Origin of the sequence: Streptomyces aurantiacus, from assembly GCF_001418335.1 — a bacterium.
Taxonomy (GTDB): domain Bacteria; phylum Actinomycetota; class Actinomycetes; order Streptomycetales; family Streptomycetaceae; genus Streptomyces; species Streptomyces aurantiacus.
In genome coordinates, this window is record NZ_LIPP01000344.1 from 1 (window position 1) to 20,290 (window position 20,290).

Below are 20,290 nucleotides of genomic sequence, written 5' to 3' on the forward strand. Positions count from 1 at the left end.
CCGAACCCCGGGGCCACTCCGCCGCCGGGCGACCCGAACCCGAACCCGTACGCGGCCGGCCAGCCGAACTCCGGCCAGTACTCACAGCCGGGACAAGGACAGCCGGGGCAGGGACAGCCGGGGCAGCCCTACGGATATCCGCAGGCCGGGGGGTACCCGCCTCCCGGAGCCGGTGGCTACCCGCCTCCCGGTGGCGGCTACCCCCCGCCCGGCGCGTTCCCGCCCGGCTCCTACACCGGCGACCCCGACGCCCCCTACGGCTACGACGCCTTCGGGCGCCCGTACTCGGACAAGTCGAAGATCGTCGCGGGCATCCTCCAGATCACCCTGGGCAGCCTGGGCATCGGACGCTTCTACATGGGCAGCGTCGGCATCGGTATCGCCCAGCTCTTCACCTGCGGCGGCCTGGGCATCTGGGCCCTGATCGACGGCATCCTGCTGCTGACGGGCAACGACGCCACGGACTCCCGAGGCAGGCCCCTGCGTGGCTGAGTCGGGCTTCGTGCGCGGCGGCTTTCTGCGGCACCCGGCGGCGGCACCCCTCGCGGTGCTCGTCGCCGGAGCCGTCGGCACGGGCTATCTGTACGTCACCGATCCGCACGAGCCCGGCCATGTGCTGCCCCAGTGCCCGTTCCGCTTCGTCACCGGGCTGCTCTGCCCGGCCTGCGGCGGCACCCGCATGGTGTACGACCTGATGCACGGTCACTTCGCCGCCGCCTGGCACGACAACAGGGCGCTGCTGCTCGCCTCGCCGTTCGCCCTGGCGCTGTTGGCGCGCTGGATGGTGGAAGGCCTGCGCGGACGCCGCTGGCGGCCCGAACCCAGCGCCCGTACGCAGGTGTTGGTGCTTGGGGTGGCGGTGGCGTGGACCGTGGTCCGCAACATCCACAGCTGACGGTCGCCGCTGACGGTCGGAGCTGAAGGTCGGAGCTGACGGTCACGCAGCGCGTCCGACTTTGCCGGGACTTTGTCACGGGATGGGAACGAAAGGGTGTTCCCTCTCCCGCCCGCCCCATGGCTCTCCGTACGCTCAAGCGCCACAGGGGGATGACGTGTACGCGATCCTTTGGCGATCTCTGCCATGAGTCCCCCTGGAGCCTCACCGGGGCGGGTCCCGTTCCGGTCTCATTCAGCCAGCCAGGAGCACGTTTTCATGACCGTCCCCACTCCCCAAGCCCCGTACGGTGTCGACCCGCAGGGCCGTCCCTACTCCGACAAGTCGAAGATTGTCGCGGGCATCCTCCAGATCTTCCTGGGCGGACTCGGCATCGGCCGCTTCTACGTCGGCTCCGTCGGCGTCGGTGTCGCGCAGCTCCTGACCTGTGGTGGTCTGGGCATCTGGGCGCTGGTCGACGGCATCATGTTCCTCACCAGCAACGAGCGCACCGACAAGCAGGGCCGCCCGCTGCGCGGCTGAGTCCGGCGCGACACGCGAGGGCCCCGCTCCAACCGGATGTTTCCAACCGGAGCGGGGCCCTCGCCCGTTGTACGGAACAGCGGGTACAGCAGGTACAGCAAGTACAGACTGCAGTCAGGTCAGAAGCGGCGCGTGATCAGCGCCCGCTTCACTTCCTGGATCGCCTTCGTGACCTCGATGCCGCGCGGGCACGCGTCCGTGCAGTTGAACGTCGTGCGGCAACGCCACACGCCGTCCTTGTCGTTGAGGATCTCCAGCCGCTGCTCCCCGGCGTCGTCGCGCGAGTCGAAGATGAAGCGGTGGGCGTTCACGATGGCGGCCGGGCCGAAGTACTGGCCGTCGTTCCAGAACACCGGGCAGGAGGACGTGCAGGCGGCGCACAGGATGCACTTCGTCGTGTCGTCGAAGCGCTCCCGGTCCTCCGCGGTCTGGAGACGCTCGCGCGTCGGCTCGTTCGTCTCCTTGGTGATGAGGAACGGCATCACGTCGCGGTACGCCTGGAAGAACGGCTCCATGTCCACGACCAGGTCCTTCAGCACCGTCAGGCCCTTTATGGGCTCGACCGTGATGGGCTTGGCGGGGTTGAGGTCCTTGATCAGGGTCTTGCAGGCCAGCCGGTTCTTGCCGTTGATCCGCATGGCGTCCGAGCCGCAGATGCCGTGCGCGCAGGACCGGCGGAAGGTGAGCGTGCCGTCCTGGTCCCACTTGATCTTGTGCAGCGCGTCGAGGACCCGCTCCTTGGGGTCGATCTCCAGCTGGAAGTCCTCCCAGACCGCTTCCGCCGAGATCTCGGGGTTGAAGCGGCGGATACGGAAGGTCGCCGTGATGTACGGGGAGTCGGCGAAGCCGGGCTCGGGCGTGCCGGCCGCGTCCGTCTTGTCCAGGGTCGGGGTAGCCATCAGTACTTACGCTCCATCGGCTGGTAGCGGGTCTGGACGACGGGCTTGTAGTCGAGACGAATGGACTCGGTGCCGTCGTCGCCGACCTCGCGGTACGCCATGGTGTGGCGCATGAAGTTGACGTCGTCGCGGTTGGGGTAGTCCTCGCGGTAGTGACCGCCGCGGGATTCCTTGCGGGCGAGCGCGGAGACGGCCATGACCTCGGCGAGGTCGAGCAGGTTGCCCAGCTCGACGGCCTCCAGGAGGTCGGTGTTGTACCGCTTGCCCTTGTCCTGGACGGACACGTTCAGGTAGCGCTCGCGCAGCTCGGCGATCTTCTCGACCGCCGTCTTGATCGTCTGCTCGGTGCGGAACACCATGACGTTGGCGTCCATGCACTCCTGCAGCTCGCGGCGGATGTCCGCCACGCGCTCGTTGCCCGTGGCCGTCCGCAGCCGCTCGATCTGCGCGACGACCTGCGAGGACGGGTCCTCGGGCAGCTCGATGTGCGAGGCGGTCGCGGAGTACTCCGCCGCGGCGATGCCCGCGCGCTTCCCGAAGACGTTGATGTCGAGCAGCGAGTTCGTGCCGAGACGGTTCGCCCCGTGCACGGAGACGCACGCGACCTCACCGGCCGCGTACAGGCCGGGGACGACGGTGGTGTTGTCGCGCAGCACCTCGCCCTGGACGTTCGTCGGGATGCCGCCCATCGCGTAGTGCGCGGTGGGCTGGATCGGGATCGGGTCCGTGTACGGCTCGATGCCGAGGTAGGTCCGCGCGAACTCGGTGATGTCCGGGAGCTTGGCGTCCAGCTGCTCCGGCGGGAGGTGCGTGAGGTCGAGGTAGACGTGGTCGCCCTCGGGACCGCAGCCGCGGCCCTCCCGGATCTCCGTGTAGATGGAGCGGGACACGACGTCACGGGACGCGAGGTCCTTCATGACCGGCGCGTACTTCTCCATGAAGCGCTCGCCGTCCTTGTTGCGGAGGATGCCGCCCTCACCGCGGGCGCCCTCCGTCAGCAGGATGCCCATGCGCCAGATGCCGGTCGGGTGGAACTGGAAGAACTCCATGTCCTCCAGCGGCAGCCCGCGACGGTAGACCGCCGCCTGGCCGTCGCCCGTCAGCGTGTGCGCGTTGGACGTCACCTTGAAGAACTTGCCGGTGCCACCGGACGCGTAGATCACGGCCTTCGCCTGGAAGACGTGGATCTCGCCGGTCGCCAGTTCGTAGGCGACGACGCCGGCCGACTTCTTGACGCCGTCGACCTCCACGAGCAGCTGGTCGAGGACGTAGAACTCGTTGAAGAACTCCACACCCTCCTTGACGCAGTTCTGGTAGAGCGTCTGGAGGATCATGTGGCCGGTGCGGTCCGCCGCGTAGCAGGACCGGCGGACCGGGGCCTCGCCGTGGTTGCGGGAGTGACCGCCGAACCGGCGCTGGTCGATGGTGCCGTCCGGGGTCCTGTTGAACGGCAGGCCCATCTTCTCAAGGTCGAGGACCGCGTCGATGGCCTCCTTCGCGAGGATCTCGGCGGCGTCCTGGTCGACCAGGTAGTCACCGCCCTTGATCGTGTCGAAGGTGTGCCACTCCCAGTTGTCCTCCTCCACGTTGGCGAGCGCGGCGGCCATACCGCCCTGCGCGGCGCCCGTGTGGGAGCGGGTGGGGTAGAGCTTCGTCAGCACGGCGGTGCGGCTGCGCTTCGTCGCCTCGATGGCGGCACGCATGCCGGCGCCGCCGGCGCCGACGATGACGGTGTCGTACTTGTGGATCTTCATGATTCTCGCAGCCCCGTGCCTAGCGGATGTTCGGGTCGAAGGTGAAGATCACCAGCGTGCCCAGCAGGATGGTGAACACCGTGGCGGTGTAGAGCAGGCCCTTGAGCCACAGCCGGGTGTTCGGGCGCTCGGCGTAGTCGTTGATGACCGTACGCAGACCGTTGGCGCCGTGCAGCATCGCGAGCCACAGCATCAGCAGGTCCCAGACCTGCCAGAACGGGGAGGCCCAGCGGCCCGCCACGAAGGCGAAGCCGATCTTGGAGACGCCGCCGTCGAGGACGAGCTGGAGGAGCAGGTGGCCGATGACCAGGACGACCAGGACAACGCCGGACAGCCGCATGAACAGCCATGCCTGCATCTCGAAGTTGCCGCGGGAGGACTTCGGGGTCTTCCTGGTCCGCTTGCGCGGGGGTTCGATCAGGGGCGCCGGGTGGTCGACGTCGTAGAGGGACGCTCCCTCCACGGGGCCGATGCCGGATGCGGTCTTGTCGGTGGTGACTGTGTTGTTCGACATGCTTGCGCGTCAGCTCCCGAAGACTTCACGAGCGGCGTGGCCGAGTACGGGGTAGAGGGCCCCGATCATCAGCACGACCCAGATGCCGACGACGGTCCAGAGCATCTGCTTCTGGAAGCGCGGGCCCTTCGACCAGAAGTCGACGGCGATCACGCGCAGGCCGTTGAGCGCGTGGAAGAGGACTGCGGCGACGAGGCCGTACTCCAGCAGCGCGACGAGCGGCGTCTTGTAGGTGGCTACGACCTTGTCGTAGTCCTGGGGGGAGACACGCACGAGAGCGGTGTCCAGGACGTGTACGAACAGGAAGAAGAAGATGAGGACGCCGGTGACTCGATGAGCCACCCAGGACCACATTCCTTCCCGGCCGCGGTACAGCGTTCCAGCCGGCACGGAAGAACCCTCCGGGAGCGGGGATTGGGGCCTGCCGGCTTCGATGTCGGTCGGGCCCGGCCGGGTACGGTCCACCGGCCCCGGCCATCGTAGCGACGTGTTGTCGGAACGTTTACGGCGGGCCTACCGATGTGATCGAAGTGGCAGCCAAACAGGCACGTACGGGCTATTAACGGCTTGCTTTCGGACAGGTCCCGGGACAGCCCTTAGGGAATTGCCGGCGCGAAGGTCCCCCTCACCAGGCGGGACAGGCGGCCTCTGGCCAGGCGGCGCAGTTCCTCCGTCGTGAGGGCCCGCTCCTCCTCCGGGTCGTTGGCCAGGCGGGCGCGGATCGCCGCCAGGACCCGGTCGGGGGACTCCTCCGGGGCTGTGTCGTCCAGGCAGATCACGAAGACATGCCCGAAGCGGCTCTCGTACGCCGCGTGCGCCGCGCTCAGGGCGGTGTGCGCGCCGGAGTACGCGCCGTCCGGGAGCAGCGTGAGGGTTTCGCAGGCCAGGGCCTCGGCGACGTCGCCGAGGGTCAGGTCGTACGCCGCCTCGTCGGCCGCGGCCAGCAGGGAGTCCAGGTCCGGATAGGGGCGGTGCGCGGCGATGCGGTGCGCCCAGCGGTGGCTGCCGCAGCAGGCCAGCAGGGCGCGCCCGGCCTCGTCGGCGGGCAGGGTGTTGAACCGGTCCAGGCCGGTCGGGCGGGGCCCGGGGGAGTCCGGTGCCGAGCGGGTGCGCTCCGGCGGTTCCGGCGCCTTTGGGGACTTCGGTGGGTCGGGCGACTCCGGCGTGGCGGTGGCCTGGCCGGGGAGGCGGGAAGGACGGTGCGCGGGCAGCACGGGTTCCTCGGCGGTTCGGCGGCGCTCGGACGGGCGCCACGCGTGATTCGGCAGGGGGTGAAGGGGGTCAAGTGACAGACGTGTCATCACGCTATCGAGGCTTGACGGAAGCTGTCCGACAGATGCCCGAACTTCACCCGTAAGGGAGAGTTTCAACACAAGGGGTGGACAGTGGCCCCGGCCGACGGGGCTTAGGTTCACAGCGCACGTACATCGGAGGTACAGCGCACAGAGCGGTACCGACGGTATCGGGAGAGTGAGTGATCCGTGGTGAACAGGCGAAGGCGAAGGCACGGCGAAGCCGGATCGGTCGACAGGAAGCCCCTGCTCGTCGGCGCGGGCGTCGTGGCGGTCGCGGCGGGTGCCGCGCTGACCGTCGGGCTCTGGCCGAGCGGCGAATCGGGCGCGTCCTCCGGCGGCGGAAGCGCCCTGGCACCGGCCCCCTCCACGACTCCGTCACCCAGTCGGACGTATCCCCTCTCACAGACTCCCCGAACGATCCCGGCCGTGCGCGACCACACGCCCGCACGCGGTCCTGGCTGGCGGCCGGCGAAGGGCGGCCGCGTCGTCGTGGGCGACAAGGACCTGGCGGACGAGGGACAGCTGCTCGCCAAGGAACTGAAGCTGGCCTACGGAGGCGAGGGCGAGCCGCGCGCCGGGGACGTCGGGCTGAGCCTCACGGACGAGGACGCCGACGCAGAGTCGTACACGCTGACCGTGAAGGACGGGCAGGTGCGGATCAGCGCAGCCGCCGAGGCCGGCGTCTTCTACGGCACCCGCACGCTCAAGCAGGAGGTCCACGGGAACGCCACGGCGCCCGAGGGAGTCGTACGCGACTCGCCGGCGAAGCCGCAGCGCGGGTTCATGCTGGACATCGCGCGCAAGCCGTTCAGTGCCGCGTGGATCGAGGACCGAATACGTGAGCTGGGCGATCTGAAGTACAACGAGCTCGGGCTGCACTTCTCCGACGACCAGAGCTTCCGGATCGCCTCCGACTCGCACCCCGAGGTCGTGTCCGAGGAACACCTGACCAAGGCGGAGGTCCGGCGCATCCTCGCGCTCGCGGAGAGCCGGCACATCACCGTCGTGCCCGAGATCGACTCGCCCGGACACCTCGGCGCGGTGATCGCCGCGCACCCGGACCTCCAGCTGCGCAACACGCAGGGCGTCGCCACGCGGGGCGCGATCGACATCTCCGAGCCGGCGGCCGCGAAGATCGTGGACGAACTCCTCCACGAGTACGCCGACCTGTTCCCCGGCCGGTACTGGCACCTCGGCGCCGACGAGTACCAGGCCCTGACCGTGGCGAACCCGGCGTCCTCCTATCCGCAGCTGGCCACCGCCGCGAAGAAGGCCTACGGATCGGACGCCGGGATCGCGGACCTGGCGACGGGGTGGCTCAACGACCGGGCCGACGCGATGCGCGGGCACGACCGGGTGCTGCGCGCCTGGAACGACGGGTTCTTCGCCGGGGGAGCAGTCCAGGCCGACGACGACCTCCAGGTCGCGTACTGGACGGGCAAGGAGATCGGCGCGCGAGAGCCGGCCGAATATCTGCGGGCGGGACGCCGGATGCTGAACTACAACGACGAGTACCTGTACTACGTCCTCGGGCAGCCCAACGCCTTCGTCTACCCGGACGGTCGGCGCATCTACGAGCAGTGGACGCCCCTCGTCGTGCGCGGTACGAAGCCGGTGTCCAAGGAGTACGACGACCAGATCCTCGGCGCGTCCTTCGCCGTCTGGTGCGACCTCGCGGGCTCCCAGACCCAGGACCAGGTGGCGGCGGGCATCCGGATGCCCCTGCGGGCGCTGACGCAGAAGCTCTGGGACCCGCGCACCCCGGCGTCCTCGTGGGCCGACTTCAAGGGCCTCGCGGAGAAACTGGGCTGAGTGAAGGGCGGGGTTTCGGGCCAACACCGGTGCACAGTGGCACAGTTGCGTCGCCCTTGCGTGTCCCGGTGGCGAACCGCCCTGCGGGTGTGGTGTATTCGGCGCTGGTCGAATCGATACATCGGGGGGAGAGCGGCATGGGCTACTGGGGATATTTCGTGGTGGGCAGAAGCGAGCGGCCGCTCGCGGAACTCGGCGCGCTGTCGGGCGCGTCGGGCATGACACTGCACGAGACGACGGACGACGGCTGGCAGGTGTGGGAGTACCCGAACGCTCCCGACGGCGGTGCCTCGGACGTGGGGAACATGAACGCCCTGGCCGAGGAGACGGGCGCGCCCGCGCTCTTCGGCTACGTCATGGACAGCGACTGCGTGGTCGTCGAGGCGGCCGCGCCCGACAGCGGGGCCTGGACGACCTGTCTGGACCGGGACGCGATGGCCGGATACCTGGGCGGGAACGAGGACGGCCTGGCCGTCGACGACTTCTTCCTGGAACCGCGCGACGCCGTCGAACGGGCCCTCGCCTGGGCGGCCGAATCCGGCCGTGACGCCTCCGAGGAACGTCTCCTCGAAGTGTTCACCTCCGACGCGGACCCGTCGGCCGAGATGCTCTTCTTCCGGTTCCTCGACCGGCTCGGCGTCATCCCCATGTGAATCGGGTGTGCATCGGGGGCCGCCGCACACTGTGACGTTCCGGCCACCGTGCACGCAGTAAGGGGAAGTGCGGGCTCCGAAACCAGCGGCGGCCTCACCGAGGGAGGCGTGATGAGCCTGGTGGAACTGATCGCTCAGGCCGACGAGCGAAGTCTCGCGGCCAGCGGTCTGGCGTGCCTGGACAGGTGCGTGCCCCTGTTGGGCGGCGACGACGAGATCCTGCGGCCCCTGTGGGCGAGCCTCGCCGAGTCCGGAGCCGGCTCCGAGTCGGGCTCCGGGTCCGCTGAAGGTAGCCCGGACTGGGGCGAGTGCGTCGAGCAGGCGCGCGCCAAGCTCTACGTCCCCGGCACCCCGGGGGCCGACGCGTCCGCCGAGGGCGAGGCCGTCACCCTGGCGCACCGCATGCTCGGCGCCGCCCCCGCCGAGCGGACCGCGGAGAACCTCCGTGAGTGGGCCGACGCCTGCTCGGTCGCCGCGCTCCAGATCCACCGCCTCCTCGACGCCACGGCCGGCGCCGGGTCCGAGGGCTCGGCGTCAGTGACGGCCCGCCGCGAGGGCCGTACGCAGGACATGTCGCCCCTCGTGGCCGCCGAACTGCGCCGCCAGGTCGCCATCCTCGAACTGCTGTCGGCCCACGGCCCGGCCGGCCTGCGCCAGGCGCGGGAGCTCTCCACGGAGGGCCGGCGCGTACTGCGGGCCGTGGTCTCCCGACGGGCGCGCGGGCGCGCCTAAGGGCTGTCCGGCCGCCACCTGTGAGGCGGGTACGCGGACACGCGCGGGTACGCGGAAGGCCGGGACCCTGTTCCGCACAGGGCCCCGGCCTTCCGCATACCCGTGTGGCTACGGGGTCAGGACCTGGCCCAGACGCGCGGCCGTCGCCGTACCCAGTTGGGTGACGCCGTAGTACGCCGACTTGGCGGCGGAGACGCCCGAGGCCGTGCTCGGCAGGTAGAGCAGCGTGCCGTTGCCCGCGTCCTCGCCCTCCGCGCCGATGACCAGGTGCGCGCGGCCGTGGCCGGAGTAGTCCGCCAGCGAGACCGACGAACCCAGCTTGTCGTCCTTCTCCGTGGAGCCGGGGATGTCGGCCGTGTCCTGGGACCAGGAGAGCGAGCCGGTGCCGGTGAGGCCCGCCGAGGTGCCCTTGAAGAGCCAGACCGAACCCGCGTTGGAGCGGTTGGTGGTCCGGGTGACGTCCTCGTTCGGCGCCCCGGTGAGGGCGTCCGCGTAACCGTCCGCGTTGAAGTCGCCGACCGCGACCGACCAGCCCAGCGCGTCGCCGGACTCGGCGGCGCCCGGGACACCCGAGGTGGCCTGGTGAATGGTCGTCATGCCGGTGGTGGTGAAACCGGTGGAGTTGCCCGGGACCATGGTGACCTGGCCGCCGGCCTTGGCGCCCGACTCGGCGGTGTACGGCTGGCCGATGACGATGTCGTCGTAGCCGTTGCCGTTCACGTCGCCCGCGGCGATGGACCTGCCGCCCTTCACGGAGAGCGTGGACACCTTCGCCAGGCCGAGGGACTTGGAGCCCTTGAACCAGGTGACCTTGCCGACGCCGGACTGGTCGAGGTACGTGAGCGCCACGTCCGCGTAGCCGTCCCGGTTGAAGTCGCCGGAGGTGGAGTCCGCGTAGGAGAGGTTGCCGTCGGCGGCGGTGAGGTCACCGGCGACCTCGTGGCCGTCGTTGAACCGGGCCGCCCAGTTGCCGCCCGTTCCGGTGCCCGCCGTGAAGACGTCCGCCTTGCCGTCGGCGTTGAAGTCGCCGACCGCGACCGTCGCGCCGAACCGCGCGCCGGACGGCTCGAAGTCGTCGCCCAGCGCCATGGTGTCGGCGCCGGAGTCGAACTTCGGGCCGTACAGGATCGTCACCGCGCCGCGGTCCTTGTGGCCGGACGTGTCGTCCTCGCCGGGCGCACCGATCGCGATGTCCGCGTGCCCGTCGGCGTTGATGTCGCCGACGGCCGTGGCCGCGCCCCACTGGTCGCCCGACTCGGCGGCGCCCGGAACCTCGGTGCTGGCCTGGTTGAGCTTCACCTTCGAGGCGGAGACCGGTCCGTCGAGGCCGCCGGGCACGAGCGTGAGCCAGCCGCTGCCCTGCTTGGGCGTGGCGGCGACGAGGTCGCTGATGCCGTCACCGTTGAAGTCCGCCGTCGGCACCGCGGAGTTCTTGCCGGGACTTGAGGCGTACCGGCGGATCTCGGCCAGCTTCGAGTACAGGTTCTTGCCGGGGCACAGGGTGGCGAAGCCGTCGCGGTGGCCGGAGACCGTGTTCAGCGTGGCCTTGTCGCCCGTCTTGTACACACCCGTGTCGCCGGCGGCGGTCAGGGTGACCTGGCCGCTCGGGTCGACGCCGTACTGGCCCAGCTTCCACGCGGCGACGCGCGCCACGGACTCCAGGGCGGCGCGGGTCGGCTTGCCCGCGGGCTTCGCCGGGGTGGTGGAGGTGGCGGCGGCGCCCTCGAAGTCACCGAGGACGGCGATGCCCGCCGAGTCGCCGTTGAAGCCGAAGGTGTGCGCGCCGCGCACCGGCAGGTCGATGCCGCCCGCGCGGCCCTCGAAGACCCGGCCGCACTTGTCGACCAGGAAGTTGTAGCCGAGGTCGTTCCAGAGCTCGGTCTGCACGTGGTACGCCATGATGCCGCGCACCAGCGCCGGGGACTCGGCGCAGCTGTAGTCGTTCGTGCCGACCGTGTGGTGGACGAAGACCGCGCTGACCTTGTCGATGTACTCCGGCGGGTCCTTGACCGTCGACTCGTCGGCTCCCCACTGGGCGCGGGAGATGATCGTCGGCTGCGTCACGGTGGACGGCGGCGGGGACGGGACCGGGTCGGGCGTCGGGGAGGCCGAGGCGCTCTCCGGCGCGCTTTCCGAGGTGGTGTCGGCGGGCGACGCCGGAGCACCGCTCGTGGACTCCGTGTCCGTGGCCTCCGTGGTCTCCGTGCCCGTGGGCTCGGTGCTCGAAGAGTCCGCCGGGGGCGGGGAGTCGGTCTGGTCCTCGGCGACGAAGGCGGCGTTGTCCATGGACGAGTCCGTGGACGTGCCCAGCGCCTTGTTCTTCGCCTCGGCCGAGGTCACGCCCGGGTCCACGAGGCTGACCTCAAGTCCCTTGGGCAGCCCGGAACTCGTCGAACCGTCGCCGGCCACGACCCGCGCCTCGACACCGTTGCTCGGGCCGACCCACAGCGGATCGGACGCACCGCGCGCGTCCTTGGCGCCCGGCTCGGCCTTGTCGACCGGGTGCAGCTCCAGGTCCAGGTTCTGCCAGCCGGTCCACTCGTCCGAGCCGAGGGCCCGGGTCCGCACCTGCGCGGTGCCGTCGAGTTCGGTCTTCGCGCCGGTCCAGGAGATGCCGAGCAGCGAGAACTGCGCGGTGCTCGTCCGCTCCACCTCGCGCCGGCCCGTGCCGTCGCTCTTCATCGTGAGCTCGTGCACCTTCACGGGCCGCTTGCCGCGTGCGGCCTCCACCGACGGATCGGAGCTGGGGCTCGCGACGGCGTACGTCACGGCGCCCGCCCCGCCCAGCACCACGGCCCCTATCGTCAGCCACGTTCTCCGCTTCAGACTCAGCGGTCTGTACGCATGGGTCGTCCGGCGACTCAAATACCCCACCCCTAGAAAAGCCTCACAAAAAACCCACCCGACACAAGGGTGGTTCATTAATGAAGCGCCAACTCCCAGCTAAACATCACCTAACAGGGGTGTGGGGTACATCACTTTACGTCACTTCGAGTTACGCCAGACGCTTGACGGGAGGGGATGGTTGTATAGGTTCCGGTGAATTTCCGTATGGCCTTTGTCACTTCGGCGACGTGTGATGTTCAGGATGCCCCGTCCGCTTGGTATTGCGGACCGGCCGTGGCTCTCGCGGCCCGGCCGCGACCGGACAAGGGGGCGCGAACAGTGGAAACGAGGAGCGCGGAGTCGGGGAGGCGTACGTGTGCACCCCGGGACCGGTCGGCCGACCTGCGGATGCGGCAGTACGCGGCCCAGTTCGTCCGGGAGGTCACGGCACGCAACCGGCTGCCGCTGGACTACTCCGTCGCGAGCCTGCGCGTCGTCGACTTCATCATCGACGGGCTGCGCAAGAGCGGCCGGAACCTCGCGGCCGTGGAACAGGTGCTGTTCGGGCTCGGGGCGTACGCCGGAGAGGTGCTGGTGCGGCGGGCCGGTGCCATGTGGGTCGAGTTCGACCACGGGCAGCGGGAGTTGTTCGGCCAGCAGGCGGGCGTACGGATGCCGGACGGACGGGTGTGGAATCCACTGGGCAAGGTCGTGAAGCGGTTCGAGACGGGGGAACGGGAGTCGTTGCGCACGTTCTACCTGCAGTTGCACGGGCGGGGGCGGACGGGGGTCCCGCGCTTCGAGCGGCGGGGCGGCACAACTGACGATCTGTGACGTTTTCGCGCCGCCCGACGCAGATGGCCTTGAGGGTGTGCGGCCAGGACGTTCCGTGCCACGAGGCGCGGACGCGGTACGAACTCGGCATGAACGAAGGCAGTGTTGGGCCAGGGAGGGGAGTTCCGCCGCGTGCGGTCGTCCGACGGGGACCTGGGTGTGGCCGTCGCGCGGGCACAGCAGGGGGACGAGGCGGCCTTCACGGTCGCGTACCAGATCGTGCAGCCGGCCCTGCTCGGGTATCTGCGCGGGCTGGTCGGCGGCGAGGCGGAGGACGTGGCGTCGGACGCGTGGCTGGAGATAGCCCGGGACCTGGGGCGGTTCCGCGGGGACGGGGCGGGGTTCCGCGGCTGGACCGCGACCATCGCCCGGCACCGGGCACTCGATCATCTGCGGCGGCAGAAGGTGCGGCCACGGGCGTCCGAGCTCGGACAGGACCTGTTCGACCTCCCCGCCGCGCAGAGCACGGACGGCCAGGCCCTGGAGTCCCTCGGCACGCGGTACGCCCTCGAACTGCTCTCGACCCTGCCGCGCGACCAGGCGGAGGCCGTGCTGCTGCGGGTCGTCGTCGGCCTCGACGGTCCCGCGGCCGGGCGTGTCCTCGGCAAGCGCCCCGGGGCCGTACGCACCGCGGCGTACCGGGGCCTGAAGCGCCTGGCGCGCCGGCTCGACGCCGAGGGTGTGACGGAAGACGGGCCCGGGACGCTGGGGGAGTCGGGATGAACGGCAAGCGGTCCCCGGGTGGCGAAGGTGGGTGCGGACATGGGTGAACGAGAGGGCGACGACCCGCGCCCGAACGACCGCACCACGCGTCCCGGGCACTCTGAGGACTTCGGGCACTCTGAGCGCTCTGAGCACTCCGGGTACGCCGGGCAGCAGGCCGAGCCGAGCGGTGATCCGTCGCCCGGGGTCCGGCCCGACGTCGGTGCGGCTCTCGCCGCGGCCGTGCGGGGCGGGGCGGTGGACCCCGATGCCGAGAAGCGGGCTCTCGCCGCGTTCCGGCAGGCACGGGACGAGGGGGCGTACGGAGAGGCACGTACCCGGCGACGGGACGACTGGCGGCCGGACGGCGAACGGCGAGGCGGGTGGTCGCTGCGGACGACGCTGATCGCGCTGGCGGCGAGCGTGACGCTCGGCGGGGTGGCGGTCGCTGCCATCGGCTCGGGCTCGGGGACACCTGACGAAGAGGGCGAGCGGGACAGGCCCCGACCGTCGAGCACCGCTCCGGCGGAGAGCGGGACCGACGCAGGCGCGCCCGGTGCTTCAGGGCCGGCGGGGCCGGGACGGACCGACGGTTCCGACGGCTCGTCGGACGACTCGTCCGGCCGCCCCTCAACCGCTCAGGACACCGTGGCGCACTGCCGCGCGTACGACTCCGTCAAGGAACGGGGCAAGGCCCTCGAATCGACCGCCTGGCAGCGTCTGATCCTGGCCGCGGGGGGCGAGGACAACGTCGAGGCGTACTGCGCGGCGCAGTTGGCGGAGGCGAAGGCGAAGGAAAAGAAGAACACCCAAAAGGCCGAGCCGACGAAATCGGCCAAGCCGTCCAGGACGCCGGGCAACGGCACCACGAAGAACCCCAAGAGCACGAAGAGCACGAAGAGCGCCAAGAACTCGAAGTCCGCGAAGAGCAAGGGCGGTTGAGGGCGAACCGTTGCGGGACCGGAGGCGACGGGGTGGCGACGTCCGCGGCGAGTCGTGAAGGGGCCGTCACGTCTCGTAGACCGTGGAGCGGTGTCCCACGTGAACGACCCATACGACCAGTTCGCCGTTGTCGATGGTGTAGACGACGCGGTAGTCACCGACTCGGAGGCGGCGGCGATCGGGTTGGGACACGAGCGCCGTGGTGCTGAATCCGAGCGGGTCGCTCTCCAGTTCCGTCAGCTTGGTCAGGATGCGCAGCGCCATGTCGCGGGGGATCTTCCGGAGTTCGGCCTGTGCCTCGGGCCGGAAGACGGTGCGGTACTCACTCACACTGTGCTCATTCACGCCGTGCTCATTCACCGCGTGCCAGCGTTTCCTTCATGATGTCCTCGATGGGGATGCCGGCCGAGCGGTTCGCCATCCGCTCGTCGATGATGCGGTTGATCTCGCGCTCTTCCCACTGCTGGTACTTGCGCAGGACGTCGATCGAGACGACGGCGGCGACTTCTTTTCCTCGTCGCGTGATCACGGTGGGCTGGTCGTCGCGATCGGCTCGCTCGACGACTTCGGCGAGGTGCGCGCGGACATCGCGGATGGACTCTATGGGCATCTGTGTCATGCGCCCAAAGGTACCGGATGTGCCATGTGTACACAATGGCGATGTGGGTCCACGCGTCACCCCGGTCGGAACGGCACGCCGAAGCGACGACCGGGGCCGCCACCCCCCACAGGAGTGGCCCCGGCCGTCGCGCGGCACGGGCCGCACGGCGACCCGTACTCTCCTCAGCGCCGACGGTACGTTTTGTGTCACACCCCACGCGGCAATGAGTTGGTTGCACGTTGTACGGACGTGGACGCACCCGGTTTCAAGCCGTAACGTGCATTTCGCGCCGGATGCGGGGCAGGACCGCAACCATCGACCGAGAGAACACGACGGAGCGAAACCGGCCCGCGAGAGCGGCGCCGGCCGGGCGCGATAAGGGGCGCGGTGCTGGGGGACGACGCGGAGCTGACCGCCGCGGTGCTTGCGGCACAGTACGGAGACGAGACCGCGTTCCGGACTGTGTACCGAGCTGTGCACCCACGGCTCCTGGGGTACGTACGGACGCTGGTCGGCGAACCGGACGCCGAGGACGTGACGTCCGAGGCCTGGCTGCAGATCGCCCGGGACCTGGAGCGGTTCAGCGGAGACGCCGACCGGTTCCGCGGCTGGGCGGCCCGGATAGCCCGCAACCGCGCGCTCGACCACATACGCATGCGCGGCCGGCGCCCCGCGACCGTCGGCGACGAGACCGAACTCGCGGGCCAGGCGGCCGAGTCCGACACCGCCGGTGAGGCCATCGAGGCCCTCGCCACGGTCGACACCCTCGCCCTCATCGCCCAGCTCCCGCAGGACCAGGCGGAAGCCGTCGTCCTGCGCGTCGTCGTCGGCCTCGACGCGAAGACCGCCGCGGACACCCTCGGCAAACGGCCGGGGGCCGTCCGCACGGCGGCGCACCGCGGTCTGAAGCGCCTCGCGGAGCTGCTCGGCGCGGATGCGGAATCGGCGGGCTCCCTGAGTTCGGTGCCCCCGCAGCGACTTCCCCGCACAGAACCGCGTACCCGCGCGGTGACGTCCGCCGGTGTGACGCATACGCGTCCGCGGACGCAGAAGGACATGTGATGGCCGACGAGCACTGTGTCTTCCCGGGGGGCGACCCCCGGGCCCCCGGCCGGTGGCTGGACCGCGACGCGGCGGAACGACTGCTGCGCAAAGAGCCGCTCGAAGCCGCCGACGCAGACATCCGCGACCAGGCCGACCGGCTCGCCGAGGCCCTCGACTCGCTGGGCGCGCGGCCCGCCGAAACCGCGTCGGCCGGCGCCGAACTCCCGGGCGAGGCTGCCGCGTTGGCCGCTTTCCGTGCGGCGCGCACCGGCCGCGAAGGCGAGGAGGCGAGCCTCGCCCCACACTCCCGTACGCGGACCTCGGCGCCCTCCCGGCCTGCGCAGGCCAGGGCCGCCGTCTGGGACGCGGGCCTTGTCCGGATCGGCCGCTCCGCCACGGACCGCGGCGCCCCCTCCGGCTGGGGCCGCCCGGTCCGTTACGGCCTCGCCGCCGCGCTGGCCGCCGGGATGATCGGCGGGGTCGCCATGGCCGCGACCGCGGGCGTTCTGGCCTTCGGCGGTGACGAACCGGAACCCGGCGCGTCCACGACGGTCGCCGTCACTCCGGACCGCCCGCTCCTCACGCCGTCCCCCACGAAGAGCCGCCGCGCCGACGACGAACCGCGACCCGAGGGCAGCGCCGGCGCACCGGCCGGCGGGAACTCCGCCCCGCGCGACGAGGCACAGGGGAACACCGGTACGGGCACCGGCGCGCAGCCCGACGCGAAGGGCACCGGGCGCGAGAACCGGTCGGGTCAGCGGTGGGCCAAGCTCGCCTCGGCCTGCCGCGACTACCGAGACGGCAAGCACCTCGACGCCGGCAACAGACGCACCCTGGAGAGCGCGGCTCGGGGCGCCGAGCAGGTGCAGAAGTACTGCAAGGGCATCCTGAAGACCTGGGAGAGCCGGGACGACCGGGACCCCCACGACCCCCACGACCCCCGGGGCTCCGACGACGGCGGCGGGGGCGACCCCAGGTCCGGGCCCGGCGATGCGGGCGGGGGCGAGGGCGGCGGCAGCGACGACGACACGGGCGGCGGCGGTGACGACGGTGACGGCGGTGGCCACGGCGGCGACGACGGCAGCCACATAGAAACGGGCACGTTCCGCGGCGACGAGGAGACGCTGACCCCGGACCCGCGGGTCAGCGCCTTGCAGGAGCCCCTGACCGCCGCGACGTCCCGGACGGCCTCCCCCGAGGGCTCATCGACGGTCTCTCCCGCGACCTCTCCCGCGGTCTCTTCCGTGGCCTCTCCGGCAGCGTTCCCCCCGCGCGCCCGACTCTGACCTGCGGTTTCGTTCCACCTACACGCTTCTGCTGTTCCGGTGTGACGTTTTCAGCCGCCCGGACGCAGTAGTAAGCAGCCGACTGGTCATCGGCTGTGGCACGAGCCCGGGTTCCCCCCGTACCCATGGCTCAGTGCACAGAGGCGCGGGCGGGACACGTTCCCCCGGTCCCGCCCGCGCCCTCGCACCCTGGCCGGTGCCGGTCGTCGCGGCTCGAAGCAGACGTCGAAGACGCCTTCGCGGGTGGGCGTGTACCGCGAGCCGAAACGCACCTCCCTCGTCGAGATGGTTCGGCCGGCCGTTGATCAGCCGGCGCGGTGGCCCACGGCGCCCGCGCGGCGCGCGTACTCCGTCAGCCCCTTCGCCGTCGTGCCCGCCCAGCCCACGTAACCGTCGGGGCGGACGAGGAACACGCCGGTGCCGTACGCCTCGTACGCGGGGAAGCGGACCGTGCGGATGCCGGGCAGGTCCGGTACCTCGGTGTCCGTGCCGACCGTGAGCAGCGTCCAGTGCGGGCCCCGGAACGCGTCGAAGAGGTGGGTACCGGCCCGTGTGCCGTCCGGTGCGCGGTCGCCCGCGTGGAGGGCCTCCTCGGGCAGGCCGTCCCGGGTCTCGACCGCCAGTGAGGAACCCCGGTAGCCGAGGCCCAGCTGCTGGGTGGCGACGCCGCGCCGGAGCTCGCCGCGGTGGATGCCCGTGGACAGGCCCAGCATCTGCGCGGCGACGGGCAGCCGCTCCTCCTCGTACGAGTCGAGCAGCGCGGCCGGGGCCTCCTCCCGGAGTACGGCCGCGAGCTTCCAGCCCAGGTTGTAGGCGTCCTGGACGCTGGTGTTGAGGCCCTGGCCGCCCGCCGGCGAGTGGACGTGGGCCGCGTCGCCCGCCAGGAAGACCCGGCCCTGCCGGAAACGGTCCGCCATCGCGGCCCGCGGCCGGAACTCGGAGGCCCAGCGGACCTCGGTCACATCGTCCGGGGCGAGATGCGTCCGCGTGGCGACCAGCTTGCGGATGCCCTCCAGGGACAGGTCCGGCTCGGCGGACGGGTCCGCGAAACTGCTCACCAGCTGGAAGTCCTCCGTGTGCGGCAGGGGGCAGATCGCCAGCGAGCCCGTGACACCCTTGACGCCCTCGCTGTCAGCGCCGTCGGTGGGCGGAAAGATGTGCCAGTTGTCGCGGTCCAGACCGGTGACGCGGATGTCCGCGACCAGGGCCGGAGCCGGGTCCACCGTCTCGCCGGTCATGCCGATGCCCAGCGCGCGCCGCACGGCCGAGCGGCCACCGTCCGCGGCGACGACATGGCGGGCGCGCACCGGGGCGCCGGACGCGAAGCTCGCCGTCACACCGTCGGCGTCCTGTGCGAGGCCCACCAGCTCCCGGCCGAAGGTGACGCTCCCGCCCAGTTCCTCCAGCCGCGCGAACAGGATCTGCTGGGTGCGCCACTGCGGAACCATCCACGCGAGGCCCGCGTACGGTTCGGCCTCCGTCGCCTCCGTCTCGTCGAACATCCGGTGCTCGCCCTGCCGCCGCCCGTCCTGCCAGATCATCCCGACGGGGTACCGGCCGCCGCCCGCCCATATCGCGTCCAGCACGCCGAGGTCGTCGAGGACCTCCAGCGTGCGCGGCTGGATCCCCTTGCCCCGCGCGCCCGGGAAGAGGGCGTCGGCCCGCTCGACGACGAGCGCGTGCGTGCCCCGCCGGGCGAGGTCGACGGCGAGCGCGAGCCCGGTGGGGCCCGCGCCGACGATCAGTACGTCCAGTCCATCCAGTACGTCCGTGTGCGTGGCCATGACCAGTCTCCTTAACGGCGTTAAGTTCCACTCTCCGCACAGAGTGGCCTTAACGGCGTTAAACTGTCAAGCGTGAACACGGAACGCCGAGCCCCCCTCGACCGCAAGCGCGTCGCGGACGCCGCCCTGGAGCTGCTCAACGAGGTAGGCCTCGACGGCCTCAGCCTGCGGGCCATCGCGAAGGAGCTGGACGTCAAGGCGCCCGCTCTGTACTGGCACTTCAAGGACAAGCAGGCACTGCTCGACGAGATGGCGACGGAGATGTACCGCCGGATGGTCGCCGGGGTCCCGCTCGACCCGGGCGACACCTGGCAGGAACGGCTGCTCAGGTCGAACCGCGGCCTGCGCGCGACGCTGCTCGTCCACCGCGACGGCGCGAAGGTGTTCAGCGGCTCCCGCTTCACCGGGGTCGAGCACGGCGAGCAGATGGAGGAGAACCTGCGCCTGTTCACGGCCGCCGGCTTCACCCTCGCCCAGGCGGCCCGCGTGACCGTGACGGCGTACGTCTACACGCTCGGGTACGTCACCGAGGAACAGGGCGTCGAACCGCTGCCGGGCGACCGCCGCGAGGGCTACGACATGGACGAACGCACCCGCCGGATGGCCGACTTTCCCTTGTCGGCCCAGGCGGGCGCGGAGATCTTCACCGACTACGACCAGCACTTCGAGGAGGGGCTGGCGCTGGTGATCGCCGGGGTCGAGGCGCGGTACGGGATCGGGTGAGCGGAGAGCCGTCCGGCCGGGCCCCGACGGAACCGGGACCCGCCCGATGGGACCGAGGTCCGGCCGGACGGTTCACGCCGCCCGCAGGTAGCCCGAGTTCGCCACCTGGCCGAGGTACTTCAGCCGGGTGTCCGTGGCCATGTGCTTCTCGTAGGCCTCCTTGATGCCGGGCCACTTGGGGTGCCCGAAGTCGTCGAGCACCACGATGCCGCCGGGCGCCACGATCTGCTCGGCCCATTCCAGGTCCGCGGCGACTCCCGCGGCGGAGTGGTCGCCGTCGACGATGATCACGCCGTAACTGCGGTCGGCGACCAGAGCACGTACCTCGGGGTCCTCGGAGAAGCCCTGCTGGACCCGGGCCGCGACGCCGGCCGCGCCCACGAGGCCCAGGTTGGTGCGCACCGCGGAGCCGCGCACGGGGACGCCCGTCGGATCGGCGCCCTCCGTCGTGCCGGGCTGCAGCTGCAGCCCG

At 71.0% G+C, this 20,290-nt stretch carries 22 protein-coding genes and 1 pseudogene; 12 read left to right on the plus strand and 11 right to left on the minus strand.

Annotation, left to right across the window (positions count from 1 at the left end):
• The 3 genes from AOK01_RS34345 to AOK01_RS34355 form a co-directional block, all read left to right on the plus strand.
• A partial coding sequence (locus AOK01_RS34345; protein WP_055518638.1) for a TM2 domain-containing protein occupies window positions 1-492 on the plus strand: 492 nt, incomplete at its 5' end.
• Window positions 485-895, plus strand: coding sequence for a DUF2752 domain-containing protein (locus tag AOK01_RS34350; protein ID WP_245702541.1), 411 nt, complete (start codon window positions 485-487; stop codon window positions 893-895). The genes AOK01_RS34345 and AOK01_RS34350, both read left to right, overlap by 8 nt.
• 258 nt (window positions 896-1,153) lie before the next feature.
• Entirely contained in the window at window positions 1,154-1,417 is a 264-nt protein-coding gene (locus AOK01_RS34355) for a TM2 domain-containing protein (protein WP_055518639.1), read from the plus strand.
• 119 nt (window positions 1,418-1,536) lie between these two features.
• Here the strand turns inward: AOK01_RS34355 and AOK01_RS34360 are convergent, their stop codons facing one another.
• The 5 genes from AOK01_RS34360 to AOK01_RS34380 all read right to left on the minus strand — a co-directional run bounded on the left by AOK01_RS34360 (window position 1,537) and on the right by AOK01_RS34380 (window position 5,795).
• Entirely contained in the window at window positions 1,537-2,316 is a 780-nt protein-coding gene (locus AOK01_RS34360; protein WP_055518641.1) for a succinate dehydrogenase iron-sulfur subunit, read from the minus strand.
• Window positions 2,316-4,070 carry a succinate dehydrogenase flavoprotein subunit gene (gene sdhA / locus AOK01_RS34365; protein WP_055518643.1) on the minus strand — a complete coding sequence of 585 codons (1,755 nt, stop codon included), beginning with the start codon at window positions 4,068-4,070 and terminating at the stop codon, window positions 2,316-2,318. Before sdhA ends, AOK01_RS34360 begins: the two co-directional genes overlap by 1 nt.
• A 19-nt stretch (window positions 4,071-4,089) precedes the next feature.
• On the minus strand, window positions 4,090-4,584 hold the full coding sequence (locus AOK01_RS34370) for a succinate dehydrogenase hydrophobic membrane anchor subunit (protein WP_055518645.1): 495 nt from the start codon (window positions 4,582-4,584) through the stop codon (window positions 4,090-4,092).
• A gap of 9 nt (window positions 4,585-4,593) precedes the next feature.
• Window positions 4,594-4,974, minus strand: coding sequence for a succinate dehydrogenase, cytochrome b556 subunit (gene sdhC / locus AOK01_RS34375; RefSeq protein WP_079103996.1), 381 nt, complete (start codon window positions 4,972-4,974; stop codon window positions 4,594-4,596).
• A gap of 206 nt (window positions 4,975-5,180) precedes the next feature.
• Window positions 5,181-5,795 (minus strand): 2-oxo-4-hydroxy-4-carboxy-5-ureidoimidazoline decarboxylase, encoded by a 615-nt coding sequence (locus AOK01_RS34380; RefSeq protein WP_425424781.1) that lies wholly within the window; start codon window positions 5,793-5,795, stop codon window positions 5,181-5,183.
• A 273-nt stretch (window positions 5,796-6,068) separates the two neighbouring features.
• Between AOK01_RS34380 and AOK01_RS34385 the strand changes: the two genes are divergently transcribed.
• The 3 genes from AOK01_RS34385 (at window position 6,069) to AOK01_RS34395 (ending at window position 9,076) form a co-directional block, all read left to right on the plus strand.
• Entirely contained in the window at window positions 6,069-7,691 is a 1,623-nt protein-coding gene (locus tag AOK01_RS34385; protein ID WP_079103999.1) for a beta-N-acetylhexosaminidase, read from the plus strand.
• A 137-nt stretch (window positions 7,692-7,828) separates the two neighbouring features.
• A complete protein-coding gene (locus AOK01_RS34390; protein WP_055518650.1) occupies window positions 7,829-8,344 on the plus strand; it encodes a hypothetical protein in 516 nt (171 codons plus the stop codon).
• Window positions 8,345-8,455: 111 nt separating this feature from the next.
• A complete protein-coding gene (locus tag AOK01_RS34395; protein WP_055518652.1) occupies window positions 8,456-9,076 on the plus strand; it encodes a hypothetical protein in 621 nt (206 codons plus the stop codon).
• 108 nt (window positions 9,077-9,184) lie between these two features.
• Here AOK01_RS34395 and AOK01_RS34400 read toward each other — a convergent pair whose 3' ends face one another.
• On the minus strand, window positions 9,185-11,869 hold the full coding sequence (locus tag AOK01_RS34400; protein ID WP_342671087.1) for an FG-GAP-like repeat-containing protein: 2,685 nt from the start codon (window positions 11,867-11,869) through the stop codon (window positions 9,185-9,187).
• 441 nt (window positions 11,870-12,310) lie between these two features.
• On the opposite strand from AOK01_RS34400, the gene AOK01_RS34405 reads away from it, so the two are divergent.
• The 3 genes from AOK01_RS34405 (at window position 12,311) to AOK01_RS34415 (ending at window position 14,380) form a co-directional block, all read left to right on the plus strand.
• Window positions 12,311-12,736, plus strand: a complete 426-nt coding sequence (locus AOK01_RS34405; RefSeq protein ID WP_055518654.1) for a hypothetical protein — start codon at window positions 12,311-12,313, stop codon at window positions 12,734-12,736.
• 105 nt (window positions 12,737-12,841) lie between these two features.
• Window positions 12,842-13,459, plus strand: coding sequence for a sigma-70 family RNA polymerase sigma factor (locus tag AOK01_RS34410; protein WP_055518673.1), 618 nt, complete (start codon window positions 12,842-12,844; stop codon window positions 13,457-13,459).
• A gap of 39 nt (window positions 13,460-13,498) precedes the next feature.
• Window positions 13,499-14,380 carry a hypothetical protein gene (locus tag AOK01_RS34415; RefSeq protein WP_157871607.1) on the plus strand — a complete coding sequence of 294 codons (882 nt, stop codon included), beginning with the start codon at window positions 13,499-13,501 and terminating at the stop codon, window positions 14,378-14,380.
• A 66-nt stretch (window positions 14,381-14,446) separates the two neighbouring features.
• Here AOK01_RS34415 and AOK01_RS34420 read toward each other — a convergent pair whose 3' ends face one another.
• Both AOK01_RS34420 and AOK01_RS34425 read right to left on the minus strand, forming a co-directional pair.
• Complete coding sequence (locus tag AOK01_RS34420; protein WP_055518657.1) at window positions 14,447-14,710, minus strand: type II toxin-antitoxin system RelE family toxin; 264 nt, start codon at window positions 14,708-14,710, stop codon at window positions 14,447-14,449.
• 22 nt (window positions 14,711-14,732) lie between these two features.
• A complete protein-coding gene (locus AOK01_RS34425) occupies window positions 14,733-14,999 on the minus strand; it encodes a type II toxin-antitoxin system Phd/YefM family antitoxin (RefSeq protein WP_055518659.1) in 267 nt (88 codons plus the stop codon).
• Window positions 15,000-15,368: 369 nt separating this feature from the next.
• Here AOK01_RS34425 and AOK01_RS34430 point away from each other — a divergent pair, with 369 nt between their 5' ends.
• On the plus strand, window positions 15,369-16,043 hold the full coding sequence (locus tag AOK01_RS34430; protein WP_055518661.1) for an RNA polymerase sigma factor: 675 nt from the start codon (window positions 15,369-15,371) through the stop codon (window positions 16,041-16,043).
• A complete protein-coding gene (locus AOK01_RS43850) occupies window positions 16,043-17,311 on the plus strand; it encodes a hypothetical protein (RefSeq protein WP_055518662.1) in 1,269 nt (422 codons plus the stop codon). Before AOK01_RS34430 ends, AOK01_RS43850 begins: the two co-directional genes overlap by 1 nt.
• A 206-nt stretch (window positions 17,312-17,517) precedes the next feature.
• Here AOK01_RS43850 and AOK01_RS45695 read toward each other — a convergent pair.
• Both AOK01_RS45695 and AOK01_RS34440 read right to left on the minus strand, forming a co-directional pair.
• A pseudogene (locus AOK01_RS45695) lies at window positions 17,518-17,607 on the minus strand (L,D-transpeptidase family protein); the annotation flags it as partial.
• A gap of 9 nt (window positions 17,608-17,616) precedes the next feature.
• Complete coding sequence (locus AOK01_RS34440) at window positions 17,617-19,095, minus strand: FAD-dependent oxidoreductase (protein WP_055518664.1); 1,479 nt, start codon at window positions 19,093-19,095, stop codon at window positions 17,617-17,619.
• Between the two features lie 72 nt (window positions 19,096-19,167).
• On the opposite strand from AOK01_RS34440, the gene AOK01_RS34445 reads away from it, so the two are divergent.
• Complete coding sequence (locus AOK01_RS34445; protein WP_055518666.1) at window positions 19,168-19,818, plus strand: TetR/AcrR family transcriptional regulator; 651 nt, start codon at window positions 19,168-19,170, stop codon at window positions 19,816-19,818.
• Window positions 19,819-19,890: 72 nt separating this feature from the next.
• On the opposite strand, the gene AOK01_RS34450 is transcribed toward AOK01_RS34445, so the two are convergent.
• Window positions 19,891-20,290, minus strand: a 400-nt coding sequence (locus AOK01_RS34450; protein WP_169800170.1) for a class I SAM-dependent methyltransferase, incomplete at its 5' end; no start/stop codon positions are given.

What these genes read in the sequence shown, in the direction of transcription:
- AOK01_RS34355 (WP_055518639.1), top strand. Translation starts at nt 1,154, where the DNA reads ATGACCGTCCCCACTCCCCAAGCCCCGTACGGTGTCGACCCGCAGGGC.
- AOK01_RS34360 (WP_055518641.1), bottom strand. Translation starts at nt 2,316, where the DNA reads ATGGCTACCCCGACCCTGGACAAGACGGACGCGGCCGGCACGCCCGAG.
- sdhA (WP_055518643.1), bottom strand. Translation starts at nt 4,070, where the DNA reads ATGAAGATCCACAAGTACGACACCGTCATCGTCGGCGCCGGCGGCGCC.
- AOK01_RS34370 (WP_055518645.1), bottom strand. Translation starts at nt 4,584, where the DNA reads ATGTCGAACAACACAGTCACCACCGACAAGACCGCATCCGGCATCGGC.
- AOK01_RS34390 (WP_055518650.1), top strand. Translation starts at nt 7,829, where the DNA reads ATGGGCTACTGGGGATATTTCGTGGTGGGCAGAAGCGAGCGGCCGCTC.
- AOK01_RS34395 (WP_055518652.1), top strand. Translation starts at nt 8,456, where the DNA reads ATGAGCCTGGTGGAACTGATCGCTCAGGCCGACGAGCGAAGTCTCGCG.
- AOK01_RS34405 (WP_055518654.1), top strand. Translation starts at nt 12,311, where the DNA reads ATGCGGCAGTACGCGGCCCAGTTCGTCCGGGAGGTCACGGCACGCAAC.
- AOK01_RS34415 (WP_157871607.1), top strand. Translation starts at nt 13,499, where the DNA reads ATGGGTGAACGAGAGGGCGACGACCCGCGCCCGAACGACCGCACCACG.
- AOK01_RS34425 (WP_055518659.1), bottom strand. Translation starts at nt 14,999, where the DNA reads ATGACACAGATGCCCATAGAGTCCATCCGCGATGTCCGCGCGCACCTC.
- AOK01_RS43850 (WP_055518662.1), top strand. Translation starts at nt 16,043, where the DNA reads ATGGCCGACGAGCACTGTGTCTTCCCGGGGGGCGACCCCCGGGCCCCC.
- AOK01_RS34440 (WP_055518664.1), bottom strand. Translation starts at nt 19,095, where the DNA reads ATGGCCACGCACACGGACGTACTGGATGGACTGGACGTACTGATCGTC.